At 66.2% G+C, this 23,542-nt stretch carries 22 protein-coding genes and 1 pseudogene; 9 read left to right on the top strand and 14 right to left on the bottom strand.

The window, feature by feature from the left end:
- The first annotated feature begins 8 nt into the window (after nucleotides 1–8).
- The 3 genes from EEB19_RS15970 (at nucleotide 9) to EEB19_RS15960 (ending at nucleotide 3,795) form a co-directional block, all read left to right on the top strand.
- Entirely contained in the window at nucleotides 9–1,202 is a 1,194-nt protein-coding gene (locus tag EEB19_RS15970) for a M24 family metallopeptidase (protein ID WP_187587990.1), read from the top strand.
- Between the two features lie 94 nt (nucleotides 1,203–1,296).
- A complete protein-coding gene (locus EEB19_RS15965; RefSeq protein WP_187587987.1) occupies nucleotides 1,297–2,544 on the top strand; it encodes a PLP-dependent aminotransferase family protein in 1,248 nt (415 codons plus the stop codon).
- Nucleotides 2,545–2,586: 42 nt separating this feature from the next.
- Nucleotides 2,587–3,795 carry a M20 family metallopeptidase gene (locus tag EEB19_RS15960; RefSeq protein ID WP_187587985.1) on the top strand — a complete coding sequence of 403 codons (1,209 nt, stop codon included), beginning with the start codon at nucleotides 2,587–2,589 and terminating at the stop codon, nucleotides 3,793–3,795.
- 248 nt (nucleotides 3,796–4,043) lie between these two features.
- Here EEB19_RS15960 and EEB19_RS15955 read toward each other — a convergent pair whose 3' ends face one another.
- The 4 genes from EEB19_RS15955 to EEB19_RS15940 form a co-directional block, all read right to left on the bottom strand.
- On the bottom strand, nucleotides 4,044–5,435 hold the full coding sequence (locus tag EEB19_RS15955) for an MFS transporter (RefSeq protein WP_187587983.1): 1,392 nt from the start codon (nucleotides 5,433–5,435) through the stop codon (nucleotides 4,044–4,046).
- 110 nt (nucleotides 5,436–5,545) lie between these two features.
- Nucleotides 5,546–6,256: a GntR family transcriptional regulator gene (locus tag EEB19_RS15950; RefSeq protein ID WP_262365703.1), complete on the bottom strand. Its 711-nt coding sequence runs from the start codon at nucleotides 6,254–6,256 to the stop codon at nucleotides 5,546–5,548.
- A 24-nt stretch (nucleotides 6,257–6,280) separates the two neighbouring features.
- Nucleotides 6,281–6,778, bottom strand: a complete 498-nt coding sequence (locus tag EEB19_RS15945) for a DUF3830 family protein (protein WP_187587980.1) — start codon at nucleotides 6,776–6,778, stop codon at nucleotides 6,281–6,283.
- Complete coding sequence (locus EEB19_RS15940) at nucleotides 6,775–8,214, bottom strand: amidase (protein WP_187587978.1); 1,440 nt, start codon at nucleotides 8,212–8,214, stop codon at nucleotides 6,775–6,777. Before EEB19_RS15940 ends, EEB19_RS15945 begins: the two co-directional genes overlap by 4 nt.
- Before the next feature lie 66 nt (nucleotides 8,215–8,280).
- On the opposite strand from EEB19_RS15940, the gene EEB19_RS15935 reads away from it, so the two are divergent.
- The 5 genes from EEB19_RS15935 to EEB19_RS15915 all read left to right on the top strand — a co-directional run bounded on the left by EEB19_RS15935 (nucleotide 8,281) and on the right by EEB19_RS15915 (nucleotide 11,490).
- Nucleotides 8,281–9,027, top strand: a complete 747-nt coding sequence (locus tag EEB19_RS15935) for a maleate cis-trans isomerase (RefSeq protein WP_262365702.1) — start codon at nucleotides 8,281–8,283, stop codon at nucleotides 9,025–9,027.
- Nucleotides 9,028–9,204: 177 nt separating this feature from the next.
- On the top strand, nucleotides 9,205–9,534 hold the full coding sequence (locus tag EEB19_RS15930; RefSeq protein WP_187587976.1) for a PadR family transcriptional regulator: 330 nt from the start codon (nucleotides 9,205–9,207) through the stop codon (nucleotides 9,532–9,534).
- Nucleotides 9,531–9,911 (top strand): DUF1048 domain-containing protein, encoded by a 381-nt coding sequence (locus tag EEB19_RS15925; RefSeq protein WP_187587974.1) that lies wholly within the window; start codon nucleotides 9,531–9,533, stop codon nucleotides 9,909–9,911. Before EEB19_RS15930 ends, EEB19_RS15925 begins: the two co-directional genes overlap by 4 nt.
- Nucleotides 9,908–10,726, top strand: a complete 819-nt coding sequence (locus EEB19_RS15920) for an ABC transporter ATP-binding protein (protein ID WP_187587972.1) — start codon at nucleotides 9,908–9,910, stop codon at nucleotides 10,724–10,726. The genes EEB19_RS15925 and EEB19_RS15920 overlap by 4 nt, the downstream gene beginning before the upstream one ends.
- Nucleotides 10,723–11,490 carry an ABC transporter permease gene (locus tag EEB19_RS15915; protein ID WP_187587970.1) on the top strand — a complete coding sequence of 256 codons (768 nt, stop codon included), beginning with the start codon at nucleotides 10,723–10,725 and terminating at the stop codon, nucleotides 11,488–11,490. The genes EEB19_RS15920 and EEB19_RS15915 overlap by 4 nt, the downstream gene beginning before the upstream one ends.
- A gap of 104 nt (nucleotides 11,491–11,594) precedes the next feature.
- Here the strand turns inward: EEB19_RS15915 and EEB19_RS15910 are convergent, their stop codons facing one another.
- From EEB19_RS15910 to EEB19_RS15885, 6 genes are all read right to left on the bottom strand, one after another.
- Nucleotides 11,595–12,281, bottom strand: a complete 687-nt coding sequence (locus EEB19_RS15910) for a response regulator (RefSeq protein ID WP_187587968.1) — start codon at nucleotides 12,279–12,281, stop codon at nucleotides 11,595–11,597.
- A complete protein-coding gene (locus EEB19_RS15905; RefSeq protein WP_187587965.1) occupies nucleotides 12,278–14,842 on the bottom strand; it encodes a sensor histidine kinase KdpD in 2,565 nt (854 codons plus the stop codon). Before EEB19_RS15905 ends, EEB19_RS15910 begins: the two co-directional genes overlap by 4 nt.
- Nucleotides 14,843–14,881: 39 nt before the next feature.
- Nucleotides 14,882–15,511 carry a potassium-transporting ATPase subunit C gene (locus EEB19_RS15900; RefSeq protein ID WP_187587963.1) on the bottom strand — a complete coding sequence of 210 codons (630 nt, stop codon included), beginning with the start codon at nucleotides 15,509–15,511 and terminating at the stop codon, nucleotides 14,882–14,884.
- Between the two features lie 7 nt (nucleotides 15,512–15,518).
- Entirely contained in the window at nucleotides 15,519–17,699 is a 2,181-nt protein-coding gene (kdpB, locus tag EEB19_RS15895) for a potassium-transporting ATPase subunit KdpB (RefSeq protein ID WP_187588013.1), read from the bottom strand.
- A gap of 230 nt (nucleotides 17,700–17,929) precedes the next feature.
- Complete coding sequence (gene kdpA, locus EEB19_RS15890; RefSeq protein ID WP_187587961.1) at nucleotides 17,930–19,732, bottom strand: potassium-transporting ATPase subunit KdpA; 1,803 nt, start codon at nucleotides 19,730–19,732, stop codon at nucleotides 17,930–17,932.
- A 2-nt stretch (nucleotides 19,733–19,734) separates the two neighbouring features.
- Nucleotides 19,735–19,833, bottom strand: a complete 99-nt coding sequence (locus EEB19_RS15885; protein WP_187587959.1) for a potassium-transporting ATPase subunit F — start codon at nucleotides 19,831–19,833, stop codon at nucleotides 19,735–19,737.
- A 377-nt stretch (nucleotides 19,834–20,210) separates the two neighbouring features.
- Here EEB19_RS15885 and EEB19_RS27190 point away from each other — a divergent pair.
- Nucleotides 20,211–20,645: pseudogene (locus tag EEB19_RS27190) on the top strand (DUF6611 family protein); the annotation flags it as partial.
- Between the two features lie 116 nt (nucleotides 20,646–20,761).
- Here the strand turns inward: EEB19_RS27190 and EEB19_RS15875 are convergent.
- The 4 genes from EEB19_RS15875 to EEB19_RS15860 all read right to left on the bottom strand — a co-directional run bounded on the left by EEB19_RS15875 (nucleotide 20,762) and on the right by EEB19_RS15860 (nucleotide 23,539).
- The gene (locus tag EEB19_RS15875; RefSeq protein WP_187587955.1) at nucleotides 20,762–21,166 is read right to left on the bottom strand and encodes a PPOX class F420-dependent oxidoreductase; all 405 of its coding nucleotides are present in this window, start codon (nucleotides 21,164–21,166) and stop codon (nucleotides 20,762–20,764) included.
- Between the two features lie 21 nt (nucleotides 21,167–21,187).
- On the bottom strand, nucleotides 21,188–21,964 hold the full coding sequence (locus tag EEB19_RS15870; RefSeq protein WP_187587953.1) for an Asp/Glu/hydantoin racemase: 777 nt from the start codon (nucleotides 21,962–21,964) through the stop codon (nucleotides 21,188–21,190).
- A gap of 87 nt (nucleotides 21,965–22,051) precedes the next feature.
- On the bottom strand, nucleotides 22,052–22,663 hold the full coding sequence (locus tag EEB19_RS15865; protein WP_187587951.1) for a DNA-3-methyladenine glycosylase I: 612 nt from the start codon (nucleotides 22,661–22,663) through the stop codon (nucleotides 22,052–22,054).
- A gap of 63 nt (nucleotides 22,664–22,726) precedes the next feature.
- On the bottom strand, nucleotides 22,727–23,539 hold the full coding sequence (locus EEB19_RS15860; RefSeq protein ID WP_187587949.1) for a MerR family transcriptional regulator: 813 nt from the start codon (nucleotides 23,537–23,539) through the stop codon (nucleotides 22,727–22,729).
- Between the last annotated feature and the right edge of the window lie 3 nt (nucleotides 23,540–23,542).

Below are 23,542 nucleotides of genomic sequence, written 5' to 3'. Positions count from 1 at the left end.
GCCCTCGGATGTATCTCGGCGCTCAGCTGTTCACCGACAGCGAGTACGAGCAGCGGCTCACCCGCGTTCGCGAACTGATGGATCGGCAAGGTCTGTCGGCGATCATCGTGACCGATCCGGCCAACATCTTCTACTTGATCGGCTACAACGCGTGGTCGTTCTACACCCCGCAGATGTTGTTCGTCCCGAACGAGGGCGAGATGGTGTTCTTCGCCCGGGAGATGGACGCCCATGGCGCCCACCGCACGACGTGGCTGCCGGAGGAGCAGATCGTCGGCTACCCGGAGAGCTACGTGCACCGGCCGCACCTGCATCCGTTCGACTGGGTCGCCTGGGCGCTGCGTCAGCGTCACCTCATCGCCCCGGCCTCGCGCGGCGGGTCGGTGGGCTTGGAGATGGACTCGCACTTCTTCTCCCCCAAGGCCTATCGCGCCCTGTACAACGCGATCCCGGAGTGGAAGCTCGTCGACAACTTCGAGCTGGTCAACTGGGTACGGTCGGTGAAGTCCGATGCCGAGGTGCAGCTGATGCGTCAGGCCGGCATGGTCTGCTCGGAGGCCATGCAGGCGGCCATCGAGACCATCGACGTGGGTGTGCGCCAGTGTGATGCGGCTGCAGCGATCTCGCAGGCCCAGATCACCGGCACCGAGGATTTCGGCGGCGATTATCCCGCCATCGTCCCGATGATGCCGACGGGTGCCGCGGCCGACACCCCGCACCTGACCTGGCATCAGGGGACCTTCGTCGAGAACGAGGCCGTCGTCATCGAACTCACCGGCGCCCACAATCGCTATCACTGTCCGTTGGCCCGGACGGTATCCCTCGGCAAGCCGTCGAAGGACCTCGACTACGTGGCGAACGCGACCGCCGAGGGCCTCAACAACGTCCTCGACGCGATCCGTCCGGGCGTGGCGACACGCGAACTCGCCTCCACGTGGAACTGGACGCTGGCGAAGTACGGACTCGAGAAGCCCTCGCGCCTCGGCTATTCCATCGGTATCGGATATCCGCCGGACTGGGGCGAGCGCACGATCAGCATCCGCACCGAGGACGAGACGATCCTCGAGACCAACATGACCTTCCACATCGTCTGCGGGATGTGGATGGACGACTACGGTTTCGAGCTCTCCGAATCGGTCCGGGTGAGCCCGACCGGCGTGGAGACCTTCACCGGCTTCCCACGCGAACTGATCCGCAAATAGCCCTGTAGCCGGCCCCTGAGGAGCGAAGCGTCAATCCTGATCCCTGAGGAGCGAAGCGTCACGAAGGGCCCACCCGACGAGAGAGGTGAACGACATGACCGCCACCACCGAACCCACCCACGACCTCCGACGATCCGCACCCACCCTGCCGCTGGCAGGGCGGGCCAAGGACCTCGTCGGATCGATGATCGACTCGTCGACGTCGTTGCTGGCCTCCCAGTCCCACGACATCGTGCGATTCGCGATGGGCTCGCCGGCCGACGAGGCCGTCCCCGCCGATGAGTTCCGGCAGATCGCCGGCGAGATCCTCGACAATTCGTCGTTCACCTACGGCGCCACCGAGGGCGAGCCACGCCTGCTGCAGCTGCTCGTCGACTACCTGGCCACCACACCGGACCCGTCCAGTCACGAACGTCTGGTCATCACCACCGGCGGCATGCAGGGTCTCGACCTGGCCTGCAAGCTCTTCGTCGATCCCGGGGACCTCGTCATCGTCGAGTCTCCGACGTACACCAACGGCAGCGCCACCGCCCTCTCCTACGGCGCACAGCTGCTCGAGGTGCCGACCGACGAAGACGGTATGCAGGTCGACACGCTCGAGGACCTCGTCGCGCACACCCATCAGACGCCCAAGGCGATCTACACCATTCCGACGTTCCAGAACCCGTCGGGCGTCACCCTGTCCGAGGAGCGGCGCCGCGAACTCCTGCGCCTCGCCCATCAGTGGGGCGCGGTCATCATCGACGACGACCCGTACGGTCTTCTGCGGTTCGCCGGCACCGACATCCCCACGTTCCAGACGTTGAGTCCACAGGACCCGCTGGTGTTCTCGGTGCGGACCTTCTCGAAGATCCTGGCCCCCGGATGGCGAGTCGGGTGGGTGGACGCCGACCCGTCACTGCGTCAGTTGCTCATCAACGGCAAGCAGGCCATGGACACCTGCACCAATGTGCCGAATCAGCACATCGTCGCCGAGTACATCGCACGGGGCGGTCTCGAGGAGCACCTGGCCGGCATCCGCACCCTCTACCGCGAGCGCAAGGAGGCGATGATCGACTCGATCCGTCGGCACCTGGGCGATCGTGTGGAGACGACGGACCCCGAGGGCGGCTTCTTCCTCTGGGTCACCCTGCGCGACGAGTTCGCCGAGATCGACACCCGCGAGCTGTTCGAGGTGGCGCTCGCCGACGGCGTCGCCTTCATCCCGGGACCGGCCCTGTCCCCCGGCGGTCGCTTCCGCAACGCGCTGCGTCTGTGCTTCGCGTCGAGCACCCCCGACCGCATCGACGAGGGCATCCGACGGCTGACGACTAGTCTTGAGAAAATGGCTCGAACCCCGTGAGGGTGCTCCGCGTCCGGGGCACCTCAGGAGAGGAACCGTCGGATGAAAGGTGATGCGGTGTCGCTGACCGAAGCCGAGGCCGGCGTGTTGTCCCACATCAGCGCCGACACCGTGGCGATGCTCACCGCATCGCTGGTGGAGGCGCCGAGCGAGAATCCCGGCGGCACCGAGGCCGCCGCGGTCGACGTGCTGCAGAAGGCTTGCCGCTCGGCCGGCTTCACCGTCGGTACGCACGACGTGGCGCCGGAACGTCCCAATCTGGTGGCCACCCTGCCCGCCGGCGACGGACCGGGACTGATGTTCCTCGGCCACTCCGATGTGGTGCCGGCGGGCCCGGGATGGACGTCTGATCCGTATCGGCCCCGGATGGCCGACGGCCGCATCGTCGGCCGGGGCACCACCGACATGAAGGGCGGGCTGGCCGCCGTCGTCGCGGCGATGCAGGCGCTGTCGCACGCATCGGCTTACGGCGTGGAACTGTCCGGCCCAGTGCAACTGGTGTGCACCGTCGACGAGGAGGAACACGGTATCGGCGTGCGCGACTTCGTCACCCGCGCACCCGAACACACCTTCGCCGGGTGCATCGTCGCCGAGCCGACCGACCTGCAGGTCGTCCGTGGCTGCCGCGGCGCTTCCTATCTCGAGATCGACATCACCGGCCGCGCAGCACATTCCGGCCGCCCCGCCGACGGCCGCAGTGCCATCGAAGCGGCCGCGTCGATCATCGATCTCATCCGATTCGACCACCAGCAATTGGCCATGACCGCCGACGACCTGCTCGGCTCCGGCACCTGGAACGTGGGCACCATCGCAGGCGGACAGGGGATCTCGGTCGTCGCACCGATGTGCAATCTCGGCATCGACCGTCGGCTGGTGCCCGACGAGAGCGCGGAGACGATCGCCGCGCAATTGCGTGCGGCGATCCGCGACTCCGCCATCGACACCGACGGCATCATCGTCGACGTCCGGGTCACGATGGAGATGCCCGGATTCGCGACCGCCGCCGACCACCCGCTGGTCACCACCGCGGTCTCCGCCGTCACCGACTCCGGGCGCACCACCTCCGTCGGAGGATGGAGCGCGGCGTGCGACGGCGGGTTCGTCAGTCGGGATCTGGGTGTCCCGTCGATCGTGCTGGGCCCCGGCAACATCAACGCCGAGGCCCACCAGCCGAACGAATCGGTCGCGATCGCCGACCTCGAATCCGCCGCCCGCACCTACGCACTCGCGGCGCTGCGTCTCCTGGGCTGAGGGGTCTCGATACGCCACTCGTTCCTCGCGGCTCTGGATCTCCTGAGTTGAGGGTCTCGATACGCCGTACGGTCCACGCGGCTCTGCATCTCCCGAGCTGAGGGGTCTCGATACGCCACTCGTTCCTCGCCGCTACTCGACCAGCGGAAGGCGAGCGGAGCGAGCCCGGTCCCCGACCGCCGATCGAGTAACCGAGTGAGCGGAGCGAGCCCGGTGTATCGAGATCTCGCTCCGCTCAACCCATCCGACTACTTACCGGCGACAGTCGCCTCCTGCAGCATCCGGAAGTCGTTCTCCTTGCTGGGGATTTCCGTCCCGCGCAGTGAGACACCGGCCGTCTCCTTCAGGAACACCATGGCCACCATGCCGATCGCGCAGGCGCCCATCATGTAGACCGCGGGGAACAGATTCCATCCGGTGCTCTCCACGACGGCATCGTTCACCAGCGGCGCGGTACCACCGAACGCCGCCGTGGCCACGTTGTAGGAGATCGCGAATCCCGCATAGCGCACCTGGGTGGGGAACATCGCCGGGAACGTCGCCGAGATGGTTGCGAGCTGTGGGATGTAGAGCAGGCCCAGGATGACGAATCCGATGATCGCCCATGCGAAGCCCTGCCCCATCAGCCAGTACAGCGGCAGCGAGAGCACGAAGAGTCCGATGAGCGACCCCCACCACATCGGTTTACGGCCCGTGCTGTCCGACCACCGCCCGAAGAACGGGATCATCACCATCATCACCAGCTGACCGATCAAGACCACCGTCGAGCCCGACGAATCCGACAAGCCGATGGTGTCCTTGAGATACGTGGGTTGATACGCGAGCAACGTGTAGTTGGCGACGTTCAGGGCGATCACCATGCCGAACATGATGAGAATCGGCTTCCAGTAGTTGCTGAGCAGATCCTTGAATCGCGTCCAGGCCGTTCCGACGATCTCGTCTTCCTGCTCCAACTCCTGGAACACCGGGGTGTCCTCCATCTGCGACCGCAGGTAGAGCCCGATCAGGCCGAGCGGCAGCGCGATCAGGAACGGGATACGCCAGCCCCAGGTCTGCATCTGCTCGTCGTTCAGCAGGAGTTCGAGCAGCAGCACCATCGCGGTACCGGCACTGAAGCCGGCCAAAGTGCCGAACTCGAGGAAGGAGCCGTACTTTCCGCGCTTCTTGTCCGGCGCGTACTCCGCCATGAACGTTGCGGCACCGCCGTATTCACCACCGGTCGAGAAGCCCTGGACCACGCGCAGCGCGATCAACAGGATGGGAGCCCAGACACCGGCGACGGCGTGCGTGGGCAGTACACCGATGAGGGCGGTGGCGCCGGAGATCAACAGGATCGTCATCGCCAGAACGGATTTACGTCCGATACGGTCGCCGATCGGTCCCCAGATCATGCCGCCGAGAGGTCGGAGGACGAAGGAGATCGCGAATCCCAGCATGGTGCCGATCGTCCCGAGATCTCCGGGGAAGAACGCCTGCGTGAGATAGGTCGTGGCGGCTGCGTAGACACCGTAGTCGTACCATTCGGTGGCGTTACCGATCGCGGACGCGCCGATCGCCTTGCGGAGTATGGATTTCCCCTCCGGTGACTCCGGATCAGGGGCGAGCTGTTCGAAACTCGCGGGTGAGGCTGCTTCAGTCATCTGTGCCATCCTGGATGTTGTTCGGCCAGTTGTCTTCTAGCTCAACTCACATCAGTGGAGAAGATCGCCTGGAAGCTCCGTGACGGCTTTTTCATCACGGACGACGCGCATCACGCAGTCGACGCGGCTTCCGACGGTTCGTCACCGACAAGTCGGTGCAGACCGTCCCTCATGTGTTCGATCATCAATCTGTCAGCCGCCGGCGCGTCCCCCGCCGCGATGGCGTCCACCAATGTCTGATGTTCGTCTATGCGATCCTTTCCCGAGGAATAGGTTCCCCGCATTGCTCGCAGGCACATTCGCGTCTCGACGAGAATCGTCTCGTGCAGGCGTGAAAGGCGCTGGCTGTGCGCATGGTCCACCAGCGTCTGATGGAACAGCATGTCGGCCTCGGCCATCTCGGCCCCGTTGGGCTCGTCGATGAACTCGCGCATGGCGGCGACCGCGTCGTTGAGGTCGTCGACTGCCGTGTGTTCGCCTCGCACGATGACCTGTCCGACCGCTGCCCGCTCCACCGCCGTGCGCGCCACGTACATGTCCCGGATGTCGTCGTCGTCCATCGAGACCACGAACAAGCCGCGGTTGCGGTGACTGACCAGCAGACCTTCTGCCGTCAGACGTTGCATGGCCTCCCGCAGTGGTCCGCGACTGACCCCGAGGTCGGCGGCCAGGCCGGATTCGGTCAACTGCGAACCCGGCGGGAAGTCGCCGCTCGCAATGGCGTCGTGCAACTTCCGCGCGATGATCGCAGGTGTCGATTCCTGCACCAGCGGCGTCAGAATTCTCTTCCGCCTTTGGCTGCTCTCGTGCGAAACACTCATCGACATTACCCCTTTTTCTTACCCTCATTCACGCGCATAGGACAGTACTTCGCCTCGAGCCCCACCCATCCAGACGTCATTGCACGCCGCGGCGAACTCGCTCAAGCCGTCGACGATGGTCCCGAAGACGTTGCCCGGAACCCACCCGACATCGCCGTTGACCAGCAGATTGTTGCGCCCGTAGAAGACCGCGAGATCGATGAGGAGCTGGTGCTCTCCAGGGGCGGACCCCGCCTCGTATCCGTAGGCGGGATTGGTCAGCACACCGTCGAAAGTGAAGTAGCACAAATCGCCCGGGATGGGCGTGATCGTGGTGTTCTCCGGGCCCGGTTCCGCATCCGCGAACGACGGCAGGAGCGTGTAGATCTCGTTACGTGCGAATTTGCCGTGGTAAACCTGGCCGCCGAGCGGCAGCGCCTCCCACACCGCGTTCGCGGTCCGCGGAGCCTCGTCGTCGAGCAGTTTCGCGACGGCCTTCACGCCGCGCTGCTGCAGACTGACAGAGATGTACCGGTCGGTCATCGAGAACCTTTCGTGATCGAGTCGAGGGTCGTGAACGGTGCTGCGGCCTCGTACGCCGCGGCGATGCGCAGGATCGTGTCGTCATGATGACGCGCGCCGACGAACTGCAGTCCGGTCGGCAGAGCGGGGCGTCCGGCTTCCCCGCCGTCGAAGCCACTGGGAACCGTCAGTGCCGGTTGGCCGGTCAGGTTGAACGGGTACGAGTACGGTGTCCACGACGTCCAGTCCTGGCTCTCCGATTCCGCCGGAACATCAACTCCCGCTTCGAAGGCCACCGTCGGCATGGTCGGGGTGACCAGAACGTCGAACGACTCGTGGAGCTTGCCCATCTGCACCCCCATCGACATCCGCAGGGCCGTGGCATCGAGGTAGTCGGCCGCACTGAAGTCGCGATGTCGCACAAGTGCCCGCGCCAGACCTGGGTCGATCTTCTCCGTCGCGCCCGGACCGAATGCGCGCACGACCGCTTCGGCACCACTGAACCACAGGATGTGATAGGCCCACGCCGGATCCTGCCACTCGATGTCGACCTCGGTGACCTGCGCACCGAGTCCACGGAGGACATCCACCGCAGCTTCGGTATTGCGTTGCACACCAACGCTGTTCGAGCCGAATCCGAGATCCGCACTGTAGGCGATCCGGGTTCCCGTCAGGTCGCGGGGACGCTGTGCGAGGACGTCCGCCGCACGAGCGGCCGGAGCAGGCATCGCCCACCAGTCGCGCGAGTCGAAGCCACTCAGGACGTCGAGCATCACGGCACAATCGGCGACGGTGCGCGTCATCGGGCCGGCGTGGGCGAGCGACCCGAACGGACTGGCGGGGTACAGCGGCACCCGACCGAAGGTGGGCTTGAGACCGACTATGCCGCAATAGGATGCGGGAATACGGATCGATCCACCACCGTCGGTTCCGACCGACAGGGCGCCGAGCCCTGCGGCGACCGCCGCCGCGCTGCCACCACTCGACCCGCCCGATGTCCGGTCGGTGTCCCACGGATTGCGGGTCACACCGTGGCGCAAGCTGTCCGTCACGCCTTTCCAGCCGAACTCGGGGGTCGTCACCTTGCCGAGGAGGACGGCCCCGGCCTCCCGGAGGCGGGCCACCGCGGGGGCGTCGACGTCCCACTGCATGTCACCGGGGTTGATCAGTTCGGATCCACGAAGGGTGGGCCAGCCGGCCGTCAGGAGCAGATCCTTGATGCTGACCGGCACACCGTCGAGCGGACCGAGAGGCCGACCCGCTGCATACCGCCGGGCCGAGGCGCGCGCGGATTCCATCGCCGCGTCCTCGTCCACCAGGCAATACGCGTTGATGGCCTTGTTCTCGGCGGTGATCGCATCGAGGATCTCGGCGGTGACATCGACCGGCGACAAGGCACCGGAGGCGTAGTCGATCGCCAGGTCGACGGCGCTGCGCCAGCGTGCGGTCGTCTCCATCACTTCCCTTCGGCAAGAGTGGCAGCTGTTGGTAGATTGTTGACAATCTACTCGGGAGGTAAGGACGTGACAACCAGAACGCCGACCATCGCACTTTTGTATCCGGGCCACGCGGCCGAGGATGACTATCCACTGGCGGAGAGCGCGTTGAGCGGCGCCGTGGCACTTCCGGTGGTCATCACCGACGTAGAGTCCGACGATCACACCGTCGAGGCCATGCGTGCGGTGGGCACGGGCACCCGACTGCTCGTCGGTGCGCGTACGGCGCAACGACACGAACCCGACGCCCTCATGTGGGCATGTACGTCCGGGAGCTTCCTCTACGGGTGGGAGGGAGCCCACCAGCAGGTCGCCTCGGTGTCGGAGGCGACGGGCTTGCCCGTGTCGTCGACGTCGCTGGCGTTCGCCGCCGCCTGCCGCGCCCTGGACATCACCTCGGTGGCGATCGCGGCCACCTACCCCGCACCGGTCGCCGACGGCTTCTCCGTGTTCCTCCGTGATGCCGGCATCTCCGTGGCCTCTGCCGCCGCGCACGACATCGGAACCGCCACCGAGGCCGGTACCGTCGACGGCGACAATCTCTTCGAGATGGTTCGCTCCGTCGACTCCGACGCCGCGCAGGCAATTCTGTTGCCCGACACTGCCTTACACACAATCGGATGGATCGCGGACCTGGAGGCGACGGTTCGAAAGCCGATCCTGACCGCCAATCAGGTCACCATCTGGCAGGGCCTGCAACTTCTGGGTGTCGACATCACCGCCGACGGGCTCGGCCACCTGTTCTCGGTTCGGCGGGCGATCTCGAGCAGCTGACCGCGAGGTCGATGACGCCAGGCGCGGCCTCGGGTCCGATTGGCCCGAGGCCGCGCCTCTTTCGCGAAAAGTGCCGGCTCAGACACCCTTGCGCTTCCAGTACTCAGTGCTACTATCTACCAGTAGTCATCAACACTGAGTACCACCCACCGAGTACCGCAGACAAGGAGGTGTTCCATGGGCAAACAGATGACCGAGATGCTCAAGGGCACGCTCGAAGGCATCGTTCTCGCGATCCTGGCCGCACAGGCCGCGTACGGGTACGAGATCACCGCACGCCTTCGGGAACAGGGCTTCACCGAGATCGCCGAGGGCACCGTTTACGCACTGCTGGTGCGCATCGAGAAGCGCGGCCTCGTCGACGTCGAGAAGGTCCCCTCCGAGAAGGGGCCACCTCGAAAGGTCTATTCGCTCAACGCCTCCGGGCGTGACTACCTCGACGAGTTCTGGAGGACATGGGATTTCCTCTCCGAACGACTCACCCACCTCGCCAAAGGAGCACGATGACCATGTTCGTCAACAAGATGATCGCCGAGAAGCGCCGCTACAAGCAGTACAAGGCCCGCGTGAAGCAACTGCCCGCCAACTATCTCACCGCCATCGAGGCGCTCGAGCGATACTTCATGCACTTCGGGCCCGGCGACGGCGACAACCTCGTCTCGATGCTCGAGGACCTCGCGGATCTCTTCGAGCAGAGCGTGGCTGACCAGACTCCGATCCGCGAGGTGGTCGGCGACGATCCCGTCGAGTTCGCCGACGAATTCCTCCGCAATTACCCCGAGGGACAGTGGATTCAGCGTGAGCAACGCCGCCTCATCACTGCGATCGACAACGCGACCGGAACCGCGACGGGCACCGACTCACCGAGAGGACAAGAACAATGACGACGCTCACCCGACCCACGATCACGGTGCGTGGGCTACAGAAGTCCTACAAGGACCTCCACGTGCTGCGCGGTGTCGACTTCGACGTCGCACCCGGAAGCATCTTCGCCCTGCTCGGTTCCAATGGGGCGGGCAAGACGACGGTGGTGAAGATCCTGTCAACGCTCCTGCGGGCCGACGCCGGCACCGCCGACGTCAACGGTTTCGACGTCGCCACCCACGCCGGAGAGGTGCGCGAGTCGATCAGCATGACCGGACAATTCGCTGCGGTCGACGAGATCCTCAGCGGCCGTGAGAATCTCGTCCTGGTCGCCAAGCTGCGCCATCAGCGCAACCCGGGACAGATCGCCGACGACCTGCTCGCCCGGTTCTCCCTGACCGACGCGGGCGCACGCAAGGTGTCGACCTACTCCGGCGGCATGCGGCGCCGACTCGACATCGCGATGAGTCTCATCGGAAATCCGCCGGTCATCTTTCTCGACGAGCCGACGACCGGTCTCGATCCGCAGGCGCGGATCGAGGTGTGGCAGGCGGTGCAGGAGCTCGCCGACCACGGCACGACCGTGCTGCTGACGACGCAATACCTCGACGAGGCAGAGCAACTCGCCGATCGTATAGCGATCCTGCACGAAGGCCGGATCATTGTCGACGGCACGCTGGCCGAGCTCAAACGCCTGCTGCCGCCGGCGACCGTCGAGTACGTCGAGAAGCAACCGACCCTCGAGGAGATCTTCCTCGCTCTGGTCGGTGGCGACCACCTGACCACCACCGACGATGCGGCAGCATCGCGCGGCACGCGAGAGGAACAACGATGACCACCGCCACCCACTTCGTCGGCGACACCTCGGTACTGTTGGGTCGCTCGCTGCGTCACATCATGCGCAGCGTGGACACCATCATCACCACCGCACTCATGCCGATCGCGTTCATGCTGCTGTTCGTGTACGTGCTCGGCGGGGCGATCAACACCGGACAGGGCGACTACGTCGACTATCTGCTCCCCGGCATTCTCGTCATCACCATCGCATCGGGCATCTCGTATACGGCTTTTCGCCTCTTCCTCGACATGAAAGGCGGTATCTTCGAACGATTTCAGTCGATGCCGATCGCACGATCATCGGTGCTCTGGGCCCACGTGCTGACCTCGCTCGTCGCGAATCTGATCTCCGTGGTCGTTGTCGTCGGAGTCGCGCTGTTGATGGGATTTCGCTCCGGTGCCGGTCTCACGGCGTGGCTGGCGATCCTCGGCATCCTCGTCCTGTTCACGCTGGCGCTCACCTGGATCGCGGTGATCCCAGGCCTCACCGCGAAGTCGGCCGACGGGGCGAGTGCGTTCGCGTATCCGCTGATCTTCCTGCCGTTCATCAGTTCGGCGTTCGTGCCGACCGACTCGATGCCCGGTCCGGTGCGGGCGTTCGCGGAGAATCAACCGGTGACGTCGATCGTCAACGCCATCCGCGATTTGTTCGCCCAGCAGCCGGTGGGCAGCGACATCTGGATCGCGCTGGGCTGGTGCGTCGGCATCCTCGTCGTCGCCTACGCCATCGCGATGCGGACGTACCGCCGCAAGATCAGCTGACGCCCCCGCGAATCCCCACCGTTCTTCCCCCGGCTCTGCGTTCGTCCCCCGGTTGCACTGCATCCGGCGGACGAAAACAGAGCCGGGGGAAGAACCGTTCGGCGTCACCGCACGAATCGGTACCCCATCCCCGCTTCGGTGAGCAGATGCTTGGGACGGGACGGGTCGTCCTCGAGTTTGCGTCGCAGGCTCGCGAGATACACACGGAGATAGTTCGTCTGGGTGACGTATGTGGGCCCCCACACCGCGTGCAGGATCTCCCGCTGTCCCACGAGCTTTCCCTCGTTGCGCACGAGGATCTCGAGGATGCCCCACTCGGTCGGGGTGAGGTGGACGGATTCTCCGTCGCGGGTCACCGACTTCGCCGACAGGTCGACCACGAACATCCCGGCGTCGACGACGGGCGACTCGAGCTTCTCCGGCGTCGACGAACCTCGACGGACCGCGGCACGCAACCGCGCCAAGAACTCCTCCATCCCGAACGGCTTCGTGACGTAGTCATCGGCACCCGCGTCGAGTGCGGCGACCTTGTCGGCCGCATCCGTCCTCGCCGACAACACGATCACCGGCACGTTGGTCCATCCGCGCAGACCCTCGAGCACGGTGAGTCCATCGATGTCGGGGAGACCGAGATCGAGGACGACGACCTGCGGGTTGGTCCGCGAGGCCGCAGCGAGTGCGTCGGCGCCGGTGGCCGCCGTGGTCACGGCGAATCCGCGCGCGTTCAGGTTGATCCGCAGAGCGCGCAGCAGTTGCGGCTCGTCGTCGACGACGAGCACCCGGATGTTCATCGGAGGCCTCCGGCATCGGCCCGGTCCGGCGACATCGGGAGGTCGACCACCATCGTCGTGCCCCCACCGGGGGTCTCCACGGCCTCCAATGTGCCGCCGAGGGCCACCACGAACCCTCTCGCCACCGACAGTCCGAGGCCGACGCCCGAGCTCGCACCGTTCTGGTCGCCGTACTGGTGGAACGCCGTGAACACTCGGTCGCGCTCGTCGATCGGGATGCCAGGGCCATGGTCGGTCACCGTGATGATGCAGCGCTGGTCGTCGGCCCCGTCATCGGGGCCGACAGAATCGCCTTCGACACCCACCCGCGAAGCGACCGTCACCTCTCCCCCGCCGTGGCGGACGGCATTGTCGATCAGATTGGCCAACGCGCGTTCGAGCAGACCCGCATCGGTGTACACCCACGCCTGCCCGAGTTCGACGGCGACGTTCGGCGTCGTCGGGTCGCGCCGATACACGGCCGCCATCGCGCGGTGGACCACCTCCGCGAGGTAGGTCCGCTGGAGCTCGGGCCGGACCGCACCCGCGGCGAGCCGAGAGGAGTCCAAGAGGTTACCGACGAGTGCGGCGAGCTGATCCACCGACTCCTCGACCGTGGCCAGGAGCTCCGCGGTGTCCTCCGCACTGAAGGTGACGTCCGTGCTGCGCAGGCTGGACACCGACGCCTTGGCCGCCGCGAGCGGTGTCCGCAGATCGTGGCTGACCGCTGCGAGAAGCGCGCGACGCAGCTCGTCGGCCTGGGCGATCGCCTGGGCCTCTGCGGCCTCGGCTTCGAGTCGATGGCGCTGAACGACACCCGCCGCCTGGGTGGCGACGGTGGTGAGCACGCGACGGTCACGTCCGCTCAGTTTCGGTCCGGTCAACCACAATTCGAATCGACCGTCGGGAACCGGGCACACGGTGACTGCCGCGGTCTCGGAGGTGGGCGCCTGCGGCCCGACCGACGACACGGGCTGTGCCGGACCCCGTTCCGGTTTCCGTACCAGCACGACCCCCTGCTGGTCGTAGGTCTCCCGCACCCGCTCGAGCAGGGAATCGACGTCCGCCCCGCCGAGAACAGCACTGGAGAACAATGACAGGAGTTCGGCGTCCCGACCGGCACGCTGCGCCTGCATCCGACGGATCGCGGCCGAGTCCACGAGTGCGGCAACGGCTATCGCGATCACCAGCATGACCAGGATGGTGATGAGGTTGTCCGGCTCGTTGATGGTGAACGTAAAACGCGGGTCGGTGAAGAAATAGTTCAGCAACAGCCCCGAGACCACCGCCGACAGCGCGGCCGGACCGATGCCGCCGAGCAGGGACACCGCCAGAACCGCGACGAAGAACAGCGCGGACTCACTGGCGAAGCCGAGCCAACGGTCGAGAAAGGCCAGAACGCAGGCCACCACGGCGGGCACCGCGATCGCGGCCGCCCAACTCAACGGGCGATGGAATCGGGTCTCGCGGATGTCGAGTCGATTGCGCTTGCGCGTCTCGTCATGGGTCACCATGTGGACGTCGATCCGTCCGCTCTCACGCACCACGTTCGCTCCGACACCTTCGTCGAAGATCCGTTGCCACCGCGGCCGCCTCGAGGTGCCGAGCACGAGCTGGGTGGCGTTGACCCCGCGGGCGAAGTCGAGCAGTGCCGTCGGGATGTCGTCGCCGACGACGGTGTGGATCTTCGCGGTGAAACCTGCCGCCAGCTGCCGCAGGGCGTCCATGTCGATCGGCACGTTGTCCGCGAGCCCATCGCCACGGACGACGTGTACGACAACGAGTTCCGCGCTGGACCGCGACGCGATACGACTCGCCCGGCGCAAGAGCGTCGCCGACTCGGGCCCACCGGTGATGGCGACCACCACCCGCTCTCGTGCCTCCCAGGTATCGGTGATCGCATGTGCCGCGCGGTAATCGGCGAGGTTGTCGTCGACCTGATCGGCCAGCCACAGCAGCGCCAGTTCCCGGAGAGCGGTCAGGTTGCCCTGCCGGAAGTAGTTCGACAGTGCGCCGTCGATCCGGCCCCCCGGATACACCTTTCCCGCCGCGAGTCGCTGCCGTAGCGCTTCGGGTGCGATATCGACGAGCTCGATCTGGTCGGCTGCGCGGACGACGTCGTCGGGAACGGTCTCACGTTGTGTGACACCGGTGATCTGGGCGACGACGTCGTTCAGGCTCTCCAGGTGCTGGATGTTGATCGTCGACAACACGTCGATGCCGGCGTCCCGCAGGGCCTCGATATCCTGCCATCTCTTCGCATTCGGTAACCCGGGGGCGTTCGTGTGGGCGAGTTCGTCGACGAGCGCGACGCGAGGTCTCCGGGCGAGGACGGCATCGAGGTCCATCTCCTCCAGGACCGTCCCCCGATACTCGACGCGGCGACGATCGATGGCCTCGAATCCCTCGACCAGTGCGGCCGTGGCGACCCGCCCGTGCGACTCCACCACGGCGACAACGACATCGACGCCCTCGTCGACGAGCAGCCGGGCGGTGGCAAGCATCTCATACGTCTTGCCCACGCCCGGCGCGCATCCCAGGAAGACCTCCAGTCGCCCCCGGGTGTCACCTGCCGCGGCCATGTCGACCAGTGTATCCGCCGTTGTTGCGGCCGAGCGCAATCACGGGCACGAGGGCACCGTATGTCCGAGTGCGAGGTTCACCTCGAGGACGTTCACCCGCGGCTGCCCCAGGAAGCCCAGCTGCCGACCACTGGTGTGCTCGTCGATGATCCTCTCGATCTCCGCGGGCGACTTCTGGTTCTCGCGTGCCAGACGCGGCACCTGCAACTGCGCGTACTCCGGACTGATGTCGGGATCGAGTCCCGAGCCGGACCCCGTGACGGCATCGGTGGGGACGGCCGACGCTGAGACCCTCTCCCGCTCGGCGATCGTCGTGCGCCGCTGTTCGATCCACGCGAGCAGATCCTCGTTGTTGGGTCCCTTGTTGCTCGCCGCCGACGCCGACGGATCGCCGGGGGCCATGGGGTCATCGGCGGACCCGATCACCCGCGCGTGGAGATACGGATCCGGTTGGCCTGCCGGCACCTGCGGATCGATCCCGATGAGCGAGGAGCCCACCTCGCAGCCGCGCGCATCGTGGGTCTGTGAGCCCTCCGCGGATGCGCTGCCGATCCGCGACACCGCCCACACAGCGGCCGGATAGGCGGCGCCGAGCACGACGGTCAGCGCGAGCAGCACACCGACGGCGGCCACACATTGACGGAGAAAACCGGACAAGAGCGTGTTCATCAGTTCCCTACCCCATTCCCGGGAGAAAGCGCACCACCAGGTCGATCAGCCAGATTCCGAGGAACGGCGTGATCACACCTCCGATGCCGTAGACCAGCAGATTGCGTCCCAACAGCCGCGATGCCGACGACGGCCGATAGCGGACACCGCGCAGCGACAACGGGATCAGCGCGACGATGATCAGCGCGTTGAAGACGACCGCCGACACGATGGCCGACTGCGCCGAGTGCAGCCGCATGACGTTCAAGGCGTCCAGCTGCGGATAGATCACGCTGAACAGGGCGGGCAGGATGGCGAAGTACTTCGCCAGGTCGTTCGCCAGTGAGAACGTCGTCAACGCGCCCCGGGTGATCAACAGCTGTTTGCCGATGGCCACCACGTCGATCAGCTTGGTCGGGTCGGAATCGAGGTCGACCATGTTGCCGGCCTCCTTGGCGGCCGAGGTGCCGGTGTTCATCGCGAGCCCGACGTCGGCCTGTGCGAGGGCCGGCGCATCGTTGGTCCCGTCACCGGTCATCGCGACGAGTCGCCCACCGGACTGCTCCTTGCGGATCAGGGCCAGCTTGTCCTCCGGAGTCGCCTCGGCGACGAAGTCGTCGACACCCGCCTCGGCCGCGATCGCCTGTGCGGTGAGCGGGTTGTCGCCGGTCACCATCACGGTGCGGATGCCCATCGCACGCATCTGTGCGAAGCGTTCGGCCATACCGGGTTTCACGACGTCGGACAGCTGTATCACCCCGAGCACCCGCACGCCGTCGCCGACGGCAACCTCTTCCCCGTCGGCGGCAACCTGCTTCGCACCGACGGCAACCGATTCCCCGCCGACGGCACCGCGCACCGCGACCACCAGTGGCGTCGCACCGCCCGACGACACCCGTTCGACCTCGTCGAGGACCGATTCCGGAACGGTACCCCCATGGGCGGCCACCCACCGCGCGACCGCATCGGCGGCACCCTTGCGGTACTCGGCTACGGTGCCGTCGCGACCCATGCGGTCGACGCCGCTCATCCGGGTCTCCGCGGTGAAGGGCACCGTCGTGAACTCGGGGTGGACGTTCGATCGGGTGGCCTCCCGCAGCGTGTCGTCGACCGGCTCGACGTCGTAGGACTCCAGACACAGGTCGACGATGCTCCGCCCTTCCGGCGTGTCGTCGGCGAGACTGCATCGGTAGGCGATGGCGGCGAGTTCGTCGGTGGACACCCCCGGCGCACCGATGAGGTCCGTGGCCCGGCGATTACCGAACGTGATCGTGCCCGTCTTGTCCATCAGCAGGGTGTCGATGTCGCCGGCCGCCTCGACCGCACGACCCGACATGGCGAGCACGTTGCGCTGCACCAGGCGATCCATGCCGGCGATGCCGATCGACGACAGCAAGGCGCCGATGGTCGTCGGGATGAGGCACACGAGCAGCGCGATCAGCTTGATCGGATCGGGCGACTGACCGGCGTACTGCTGCATCGGACCGACCGCGACGACCGCCAGGAGGAAGATGATCGTCAGGCTCGTGAGCAGGATGTCGAGCGCTATCTCGTTCGGGGTCTTCTTGCGTGAGGCACCCTCGACGAGGGCGATCATCCGGTCGACGAAGGTCTCCCCGGGCGCCGTGGTGATCCTGACGATGATGCGGTCGGAGAGCACGACGGTGCCACCGGTCACCGCCGATCGGTCGCCGCCGGATTCCCGTACGACGGGCGCGGATTCGCCGGTGATCGCCGATTCGTCGACGGTGGCGATCCCCTCGATCACATCCCCGTCGCCGGCGATCACCTCGCCGGCCTCGACCGCGATGACGTCGCCGACGCGGAGTTCACTGCCCGCGATCTCGGTGATCGATCCGTCGTCGGCGATGCGGCGGGCGACGCTGTCGCGCTTCACCTTCCGCAGGCTGTCTGCCTGCGCCCGACCCCGACCCTCGGCCACCGCCTCGGCCAGGTTGGCGAACACCACGGTGAACCACAGCCACGCCGCGACCGCCCACGCGAACCACGACGGTTGCCAGACCGCGAGCACCGTGGTCACCACGGCACCCAGATACACGACGAACATGACCGGATTGCGCGCCTGCGCACGCGGGGTCAGTTTCCGGATCGCCTGGGGCAGAGACGTGATCAGCGCGCGTGCATCGAACGCACCGGTGGCCACGAGGTCCGACCCTTCGTGACGCTCCGCTGGCGCTCCGCTCCTCAGGGATCGGTCGGGAAGCGTGCCAGCGTCGTCCGACCCTTCGTGACGCTCCGCTGGCGCTCCGCTCCTCAGGGATCGATCGGCGGGCTCCGCTGGCGCTCCGCTCCTCAGCGATCGATCGGGAAGCGTGCCAGCATCCCCCGGTCCCTGAGGAGCGAGCTTGCGATCATCCCCCGGTCCCTGAGGAGCGAGCTTGCGAGCGTCGCGAAGGGCCCTCTGCGAATCATGCACTGTCACAACACAGCCTCTGCAATCGGTCCCAGCGCCATGGCCGGGAAGAAGGTGAGTCCGGCGACCAACAGGATGGTGCCGACGAGTAACACACCGAACATCGGTCCGTGGGTCGGGAGCGTGGATGGATCATCCACTGCGGCCGCGGTTCTGGCCTCGGCGCGTTCCGCGATGGCCACCGAACTCGAACCACGTGAATCCTCAACGGCTTCCGGACCGATGCCGACCGCCGACCCCACCGCGCCCTCCCGAACCCGGGGTCGCTGTTTCGCCAGCAGGCCGGCGAGCGCGAGGACGAACACGATCGGCAGGAATCGGCCGAGCAACATCGCGATGCCCAACGACACCTGGAACCAGTCACTCGTCACCGTCAGGCCGCCGAAGGCACTGCCGTTGTTGTTGGCCGCCGACGCATAGGCGTACAGGACCTCGCTGAAGCCGTGGATCGAGCCCGGCGTCCCGGGATCGCCGCTGTTGCCCTGAAAACCCGTCGTGGAACCCAGGATCACGGAGATGGCGGTCCCGGCGAGCACCAGTGCCGGCATGACCAAGACGTACAGCGCAGCCATGGTGATCTCGCTCTGACCGATCTTCTTGCCGAGGAACTCCGGCGACCGCCCGACCAGGAGCCCGCCCACGAACACCGTGATCACAGCCATGACGAGGATGCTGTACAGCCCGGCGCCCACCCCTCCGGGCGCGACCTCACCCAGGAGCATATTCCAGATCACCGCACCCCCGCCGGCGGCCGAGAAGCTGTCGTGCGCGGAATTGACTGCACCGGTCGAGGTTCCGGTGGTGGATACCGCGAACAAGGCGGAGGCGGGAATGCCGAACCTCTGCTCCTTGCCCTCCATCATCGCGCCCGCTGCCCGCGCGGCGACACCGTCGGTGCGGGATTCGAAGATCCAGACGATCGTCAGCATCGCGGCCCAGATGGCGGCCATCACAGCGAGCAACGTCAGACCCTGGCGCCGATCACGCACCAGTGTGCCGTACGTCCTGGTCAGACAGACCGGGATGAGCAGCAACGCGATGATCTCGACGACGTTCGACAGCGGAGTCGGGTTGGAGAACGGATGGGCGGAGTTCGCCGACAGGGCACCTCCACCGTTGGTACCTATCTCCTTGATGGCCTCCTGCGAGGCGAACGGGCCGACGACGCTGTGCGCGCCCTGCCCGGTCAGGGTGGTGAAGTCGAATCCGGTGCGGAAGGACTGCACGACGCCCTGGGTGAGCAGGATCAGTGCGACGATGAAACTCAGCGGCAGCAGGATCCGGATGACCCCGCGAACCAGATCGACCCAGAAGTTGCCGATCTCCCCACTGCCCCGCCGGTTCACGATGCCCCGGATCACGGCGATCGCCACTGCCAGTCCGACTGCGGCAGAGACGAAGTTCTGGACCGCGAGTCCGAGCATCTGCGTGAGATTGCTGATCACGACCTCGGGTGAGTACGACTGCCAGTTCGTGTTGGTGACAAACGAGATCGCCGTGTTGAACGCCATCCCCGGCGCCACTCCCGACTTCCCGTCCGACCACGGCAGGACACCCTGCAGGCGCTGCAGCACGTAGAGGAACACGAAGGAGACCAATGAGAAACCGAGGACGGCCAGCGCATAGCCGACCCAGGTCTGCTCGCGGCGGGGATCGATCCGGCCGACCCGATAGAACCAGCGCTCCACGACGAGATCACGTCTCGAGTCGTAGACCCGCGCCATGTGGTCACCGAGGGGGACATAGAGCACGCCCAGCACGATGACCACGAGTGCCAGCTGCAGAAGGCCGGCAGATGTCACGGACACTGTCAGAACCTTTCCGGGAAGACGAGAGCCGTCAGGAGAAACACGACGACGACCGCAGCGAGCACGATCAGGACGATGTTCGTCACGCCGTCCGCGGTCATCGGTTCGTCCTCGAATCGATGGCACGCACGGTCACGAGGCACACGACAAACCCCGCAACGGCGGCAAGCAGGTACAGCACGTCAGCCACTTCCACTCCAGATCCCTCCGATTTCCGAACACGCCGGCGTCCGATCACAACCGCGTCCGGTCACGCCTGCGCCACGCAGCGCTCACCGCACGACACAACACAGGATCACTCCGGGAAAACGGCATCGTCGGCGTTCTTAACGCGATCCATACGCCGTTCGTCGAAGTCTTGTCACGCCTTTTGCACCGCCCTCGCCCATCGTCAAGATGACGTCAAGATCGTCGCGAACGGCGTCGAGATCCTGTCGAGAACTGTTGTGAGCCGGTCGAATCGGAGTACGCCGGAACCATGAGCGATGCAACGGCGGGACACCCCGGACGGATGACACTGACGACCATCACCCGTGCACCCCGACTGTGGGATCGTCTCCTGACCGGTCCGGACACGTGGGGAATGCTGCGTGTCGGGTATGCGCGTCACTGGGTGCAGTACCGCCTGAGCGTGTTCCCGCCCGGGACGAACGATCACGAGCGGGCCTGCCTGCGCATCTGGATGACCGCGCCGATCTGGGGGCTGTTGCTGTGGCTCACCATCTGGACGGCGTTCGTCACGACCGGCGTCGGTCCCGCGGTGTCGATTCCCGTGAGCGTTGGGATCACCGCCCTGGTCATCGCACGATCGGCCGCTGCCGCCGCGCCCACGCGACGACTCGTCCATCACATGACGGTGTGGACCGGCGAGTGCGAAGGCCCGTCGTCGGCGATCGAGTGCGACCGCCTACTGCGTACCGTCGACCTGCTCCGGCGCGCCGACACCGATCTCCGCACCGGTCGGATAGGCCGGTCGAGCACGAGAGTGTCTGGGCGCGTTGCTATGCCGAGCTGGTCGACTGAGCCGGATCAGGCGGGGTCGGCAGGCGTGATGGCGATCCCGACGGTGCCGCTCTTGCCGCGCCGGATGACCGACGCCTTCACCAGGAGCTTGCCGAGTAGCCCGTACTTGCGTCCGATGAGCCGGCGAGCATGCTCGGTTCCCGCAGCATCGAGGATCTCCGCAGTCCCCTCGACGACGGCGCCGTGGGTCTTCTTGCCACGCGCGTCGCACGCCTGGACGGTGACCCGCGGATTGTTGCGCAGCCGCTTGACCTTCCACGATTCCGCCTCGGTCCACACGACGAGACGGCCGTCGTCGTCGAGCGCGGCCCAGATCGGCGTCGGTTTCGGCGTCCCGTCCTTGCGGAAGGTGGTCAGCTCGACGTACTTGGCGTCGGTCGCTTCTCCGAAGGGCGCACTCGTGGCGGACATGTCCGTCAGGCTACGCGAGAGTCAGGCCACACGAGAGAACAGCGACTGCCCGCCGGTGTGCGGCAGTGATTCGGCGACCAGTCCCGCCTCCGACAACGTCGCCCAGGCCGTGACCTGATTCGCCGACAGCACGGGTTTGCCCAACTCGGCCTCCATCATCCCGAGGATCTCGTAGGTCCACAGGTTGGTGCAGGAGACGAAGATCGCCTCGGCATCCGGGTGGTCGGCCGAGCGGATGAGATCGCAGGTCACCGCGTACGGGATCGTCCAGATCTCGTGATCGCGTCCGAGACCGGCGTTCGACACCACGGTCCGCCCCGCCTCGCCGAGGAAGTCACACAGCAACCCGGTCAACGCCGAGGTGTACGGCGTCGCCACAGCGATCCGTTCGACACCCATCACGTCGAGCGCCCGGACCAACGCCTCCGAGGTGGTGACCGCGGCCTCGGCACCCGCCGACAACATGCACTTCGACAGTTCCTTCGCCCCGGTCATCCCGTAGACGAAGCTGCCGGACGCACAGGCATATCCGACGACACGGGGACCGACGGCGGTGACGCTTCGGACCGCGGCCGCGATCTCGGCGTGGTTGTTGAGGTCGCGGCACAGGTCGACATCGACCGGCGCGTCGAGAAAGCCCGTGCGGGTGAAGTAGATCGACGCCGAGTTCGGCATCCACCGCCAGAGTTCGCGGTCGAGCGCCATGTCGAACGGACACACCATCCCGATCCCCACCTGCTGCTGGGGCACCAACGCCGTCACTCCTGCAGGCAGGTCGGCACTGTCCACCGGTTTCATGCAGGAATGATGACACATTGTCGGATTGTCAACAATTGGTGCGAGATGACGTTTGTGTTACCGCGGCAACGTCATCGTCTGCGCAGGTCAGCGGGGTGACGACTCACCCGGACGATGGACTGCCAGCGCATCCGACACACGCGCCCGTGTCACACACTCCACCGCGTGGTCGTTGACGATCCCACTGGCCTGCATGAGGGCGAACATCGTCGTCGGCCCGACGAACTTCCAGCCGCGCTTCTTGAGGTCCTTCGACAGCGCGATCGACTCCGGCGAGGTCGTCTGCGACTGCGGTTCGGGTGCGACCGCGGGCTCATAGCGCCAGAAGTAGGCCGGCAGCGATCCCTCGTCCTCGATCAGCTCCGCCGCGCGCTGCGCGTTGTTGATGACCGCCTCGATCTTGCCCCGGTGCCGGATGATCCCCGCGTCGCCGAGCAGGCGTGTCACGTCGGTGTCGGTGAACCGGGCCACCTTCTCGATGTCGAAAGCGGCGAACGCGGCGCGGAAGTTCTCGCGCTTGGTGAGGATCGTGCGCCAGCTCAATCCGGACTGGAATCCCTCGAGCGCCACCCGCTCGAAGAAGGCGTCATCGCCGTGGAGGGGGAATCCCCACTCCTCGTCGTGGTAGGAGGTCTCCGGTTCGACGCCGGCCCAACCGCATCTGGTCAGGCCGTCGTCACCGGTGATCACAAACGACATGCGGCGCTCCTGGCTCGAACGGGACACCGCACAGTATCGCGGGCCCCCGACATCTGCCGAGGACTAGGTGATCGGCATCTGCAGTTCGGTCTGCCAGCGCTCCTCGGGCTCGGGATGACTGACGAGATAGACCTCCCGCGCGGTTCCGTCGGTCCGGTGGCCGTTGTCCTCGATCCAGGTCGCCAGGGCCTGGTAGCCCTCGCCGATGTCGACCATCTCGCCGTGATGGATGTAGGAGGCAACGGCGTCGATGCCGTCCAGCGTCACGATCTCCAGGCCGTCGACGACCACGTCGTCGCCGACGGTGCACGCCGCCGTCACGGCGAGTCCGCCGTCGGCGGTGGGTGCGTAGGTGGCGACGATCGGTCCGGCGGGTTCGACCCCTGCGGCGCCCAGCGCGGCGAACAAACGCCCGAACAGACCCTGGATGACGGGCCCGACGTCCTCGCTGTTGTTGCTCTCGGCGTGCCCGGACACGGTCGCAACCCTCAGTGGGGCAACGGACTTGACGACAACGGATGTGGTGCTCATGGTGCCTTCCCTCTCGATCATCCGGAGTCTCGCCTCGATGCGGCCGAGTCGATCGGACTCGACGGCGATCTGCGCCTCCACCTGCGCCTTGCGCAGGCGCAACATGCCGCGCAGTTCGGCGGTGTCGACGTCGGCGTCGATGATGCGACCGACCTCGGCCAGCGTGAAGCCCAGATCCTTCAGCGCCATCACGCGGTTGAGGCGACGCAACTGCTCCGCCTCGTAGTAGCGGTAGCCGCTGAATTCGTCGACGCGCGCCGGCGACAGCAGACCGATCGAGTCGTAGTGCCGGAGCATTCGTACCGACACCCGACCCATCGTGGCGAAATCTCCGATGGTGAACATGAC

The sequence above is a fragment of the Gordonia sp. OPL2 genome (assembly GCF_003797825.1).
Taxonomy (GTDB): domain Bacteria; phylum Actinomycetota; class Actinomycetes; order Mycobacteriales; family Mycobacteriaceae; genus Gordonia.
Note: the sequence above shows the minus strand (reverse complement) of the source record. Positions and strands in the feature narration are given on the sequence as shown.

What these genes read in the sequence shown, in the direction of transcription:
- EEB19_RS15970 (WP_187587990.1), top strand. Translation starts at nt 9, where the DNA reads ATGTATCTCGGCGCTCAGCTGTTCACCGACAGCGAGTACGAGCAGCGG.
- EEB19_RS15965 (WP_187587987.1), top strand. Translation starts at nt 1,297, where the DNA reads ATGACCGCCACCACCGAACCCACCCACGACCTCCGACGATCCGCACCC.
- EEB19_RS15960 (WP_187587985.1), top strand. Translation starts at nt 2,587, where the DNA reads ATGAAAGGTGATGCGGTGTCGCTGACCGAAGCCGAGGCCGGCGTGTTG.
- EEB19_RS15955 (WP_187587983.1), bottom strand. Translation starts at nt 5,435, where the DNA reads ATGACTGAAGCAGCCTCACCCGCGAGTTTCGAACAGCTCGCCCCTGAT.
- EEB19_RS15950 (WP_262365703.1), bottom strand. Translation starts at nt 6,256, where the DNA reads ATGAGTGTTTCGCACGAGAGCAGCCAAAGGCGGAAGAGAATTCTGACG.
- EEB19_RS15945 (WP_187587980.1), bottom strand. Translation starts at nt 6,778, where the DNA reads ATGACCGACCGGTACATCTCTGTCAGTCTGCAGCAGCGCGGCGTGAAG.
- EEB19_RS15940 (WP_187587978.1), bottom strand. Translation starts at nt 8,214, where the DNA reads ATGGAGACGACCGCACGCTGGCGCAGCGCCGTCGACCTGGCGATCGAC.
- EEB19_RS15930 (WP_187587976.1), top strand. Translation starts at nt 9,205, where the DNA reads ATGGGCAAACAGATGACCGAGATGCTCAAGGGCACGCTCGAAGGCATC.
- EEB19_RS15925 (WP_187587974.1), top strand. Translation starts at nt 9,531, where the DNA reads ATGACCATGTTCGTCAACAAGATGATCGCCGAGAAGCGCCGCTACAAG.
- EEB19_RS15920 (WP_187587972.1), top strand. Translation starts at nt 9,908, where the DNA reads ATGACGACGCTCACCCGACCCACGATCACGGTGCGTGGGCTACAGAAG.
- EEB19_RS15915 (WP_187587970.1), top strand. Translation starts at nt 10,723, where the DNA reads ATGACCACCGCCACCCACTTCGTCGGCGACACCTCGGTACTGTTGGGT.
- EEB19_RS15910 (WP_187587968.1), bottom strand. Translation starts at nt 12,281, where the DNA reads ATGAACATCCGGGTGCTCGTCGTCGACGACGAGCCGCAACTGCTGCGC.
- EEB19_RS15905 (WP_187587965.1), bottom strand. Translation starts at nt 14,842, where the DNA reads ATGGCCGCGGCAGGTGACACCCGGGGGCGACTGGAGGTCTTCCTGGGA.
- EEB19_RS15900 (WP_187587963.1), bottom strand. Translation starts at nt 15,511, where the DNA reads ATGAACACGCTCTTGTCCGGTTTTCTCCGTCAATGTGTGGCCGCCGTC.
- EEB19_RS15885 (WP_187587959.1), bottom strand. Translation starts at nt 19,833, where the DNA reads ATGACCGCGGACGGCGTGACGAACATCGTCCTGATCGTGCTCGCTGCG.
- EEB19_RS15875 (WP_187587955.1), bottom strand. Translation starts at nt 21,166, where the DNA reads ATGTCCGCCACGAGTGCGCCCTTCGGAGAAGCGACCGACGCCAAGTAC.
- EEB19_RS15870 (WP_187587953.1), bottom strand. Translation starts at nt 21,964, where the DNA reads ATGAAACCGGTGGACAGTGCCGACCTGCCTGCAGGAGTGACGGCGTTG.
- EEB19_RS15865 (WP_187587951.1), bottom strand. Translation starts at nt 22,663, where the DNA reads ATGTCGTTTGTGATCACCGGTGACGACGGCCTGACCAGATGCGGTTGG.
- EEB19_RS15860 (WP_187587949.1), bottom strand. Translation starts at nt 23,539, where the DNA reads ATGTTCACCATCGGAGATTTCGCCACGATGGGTCGGGTGTCGGTACGA.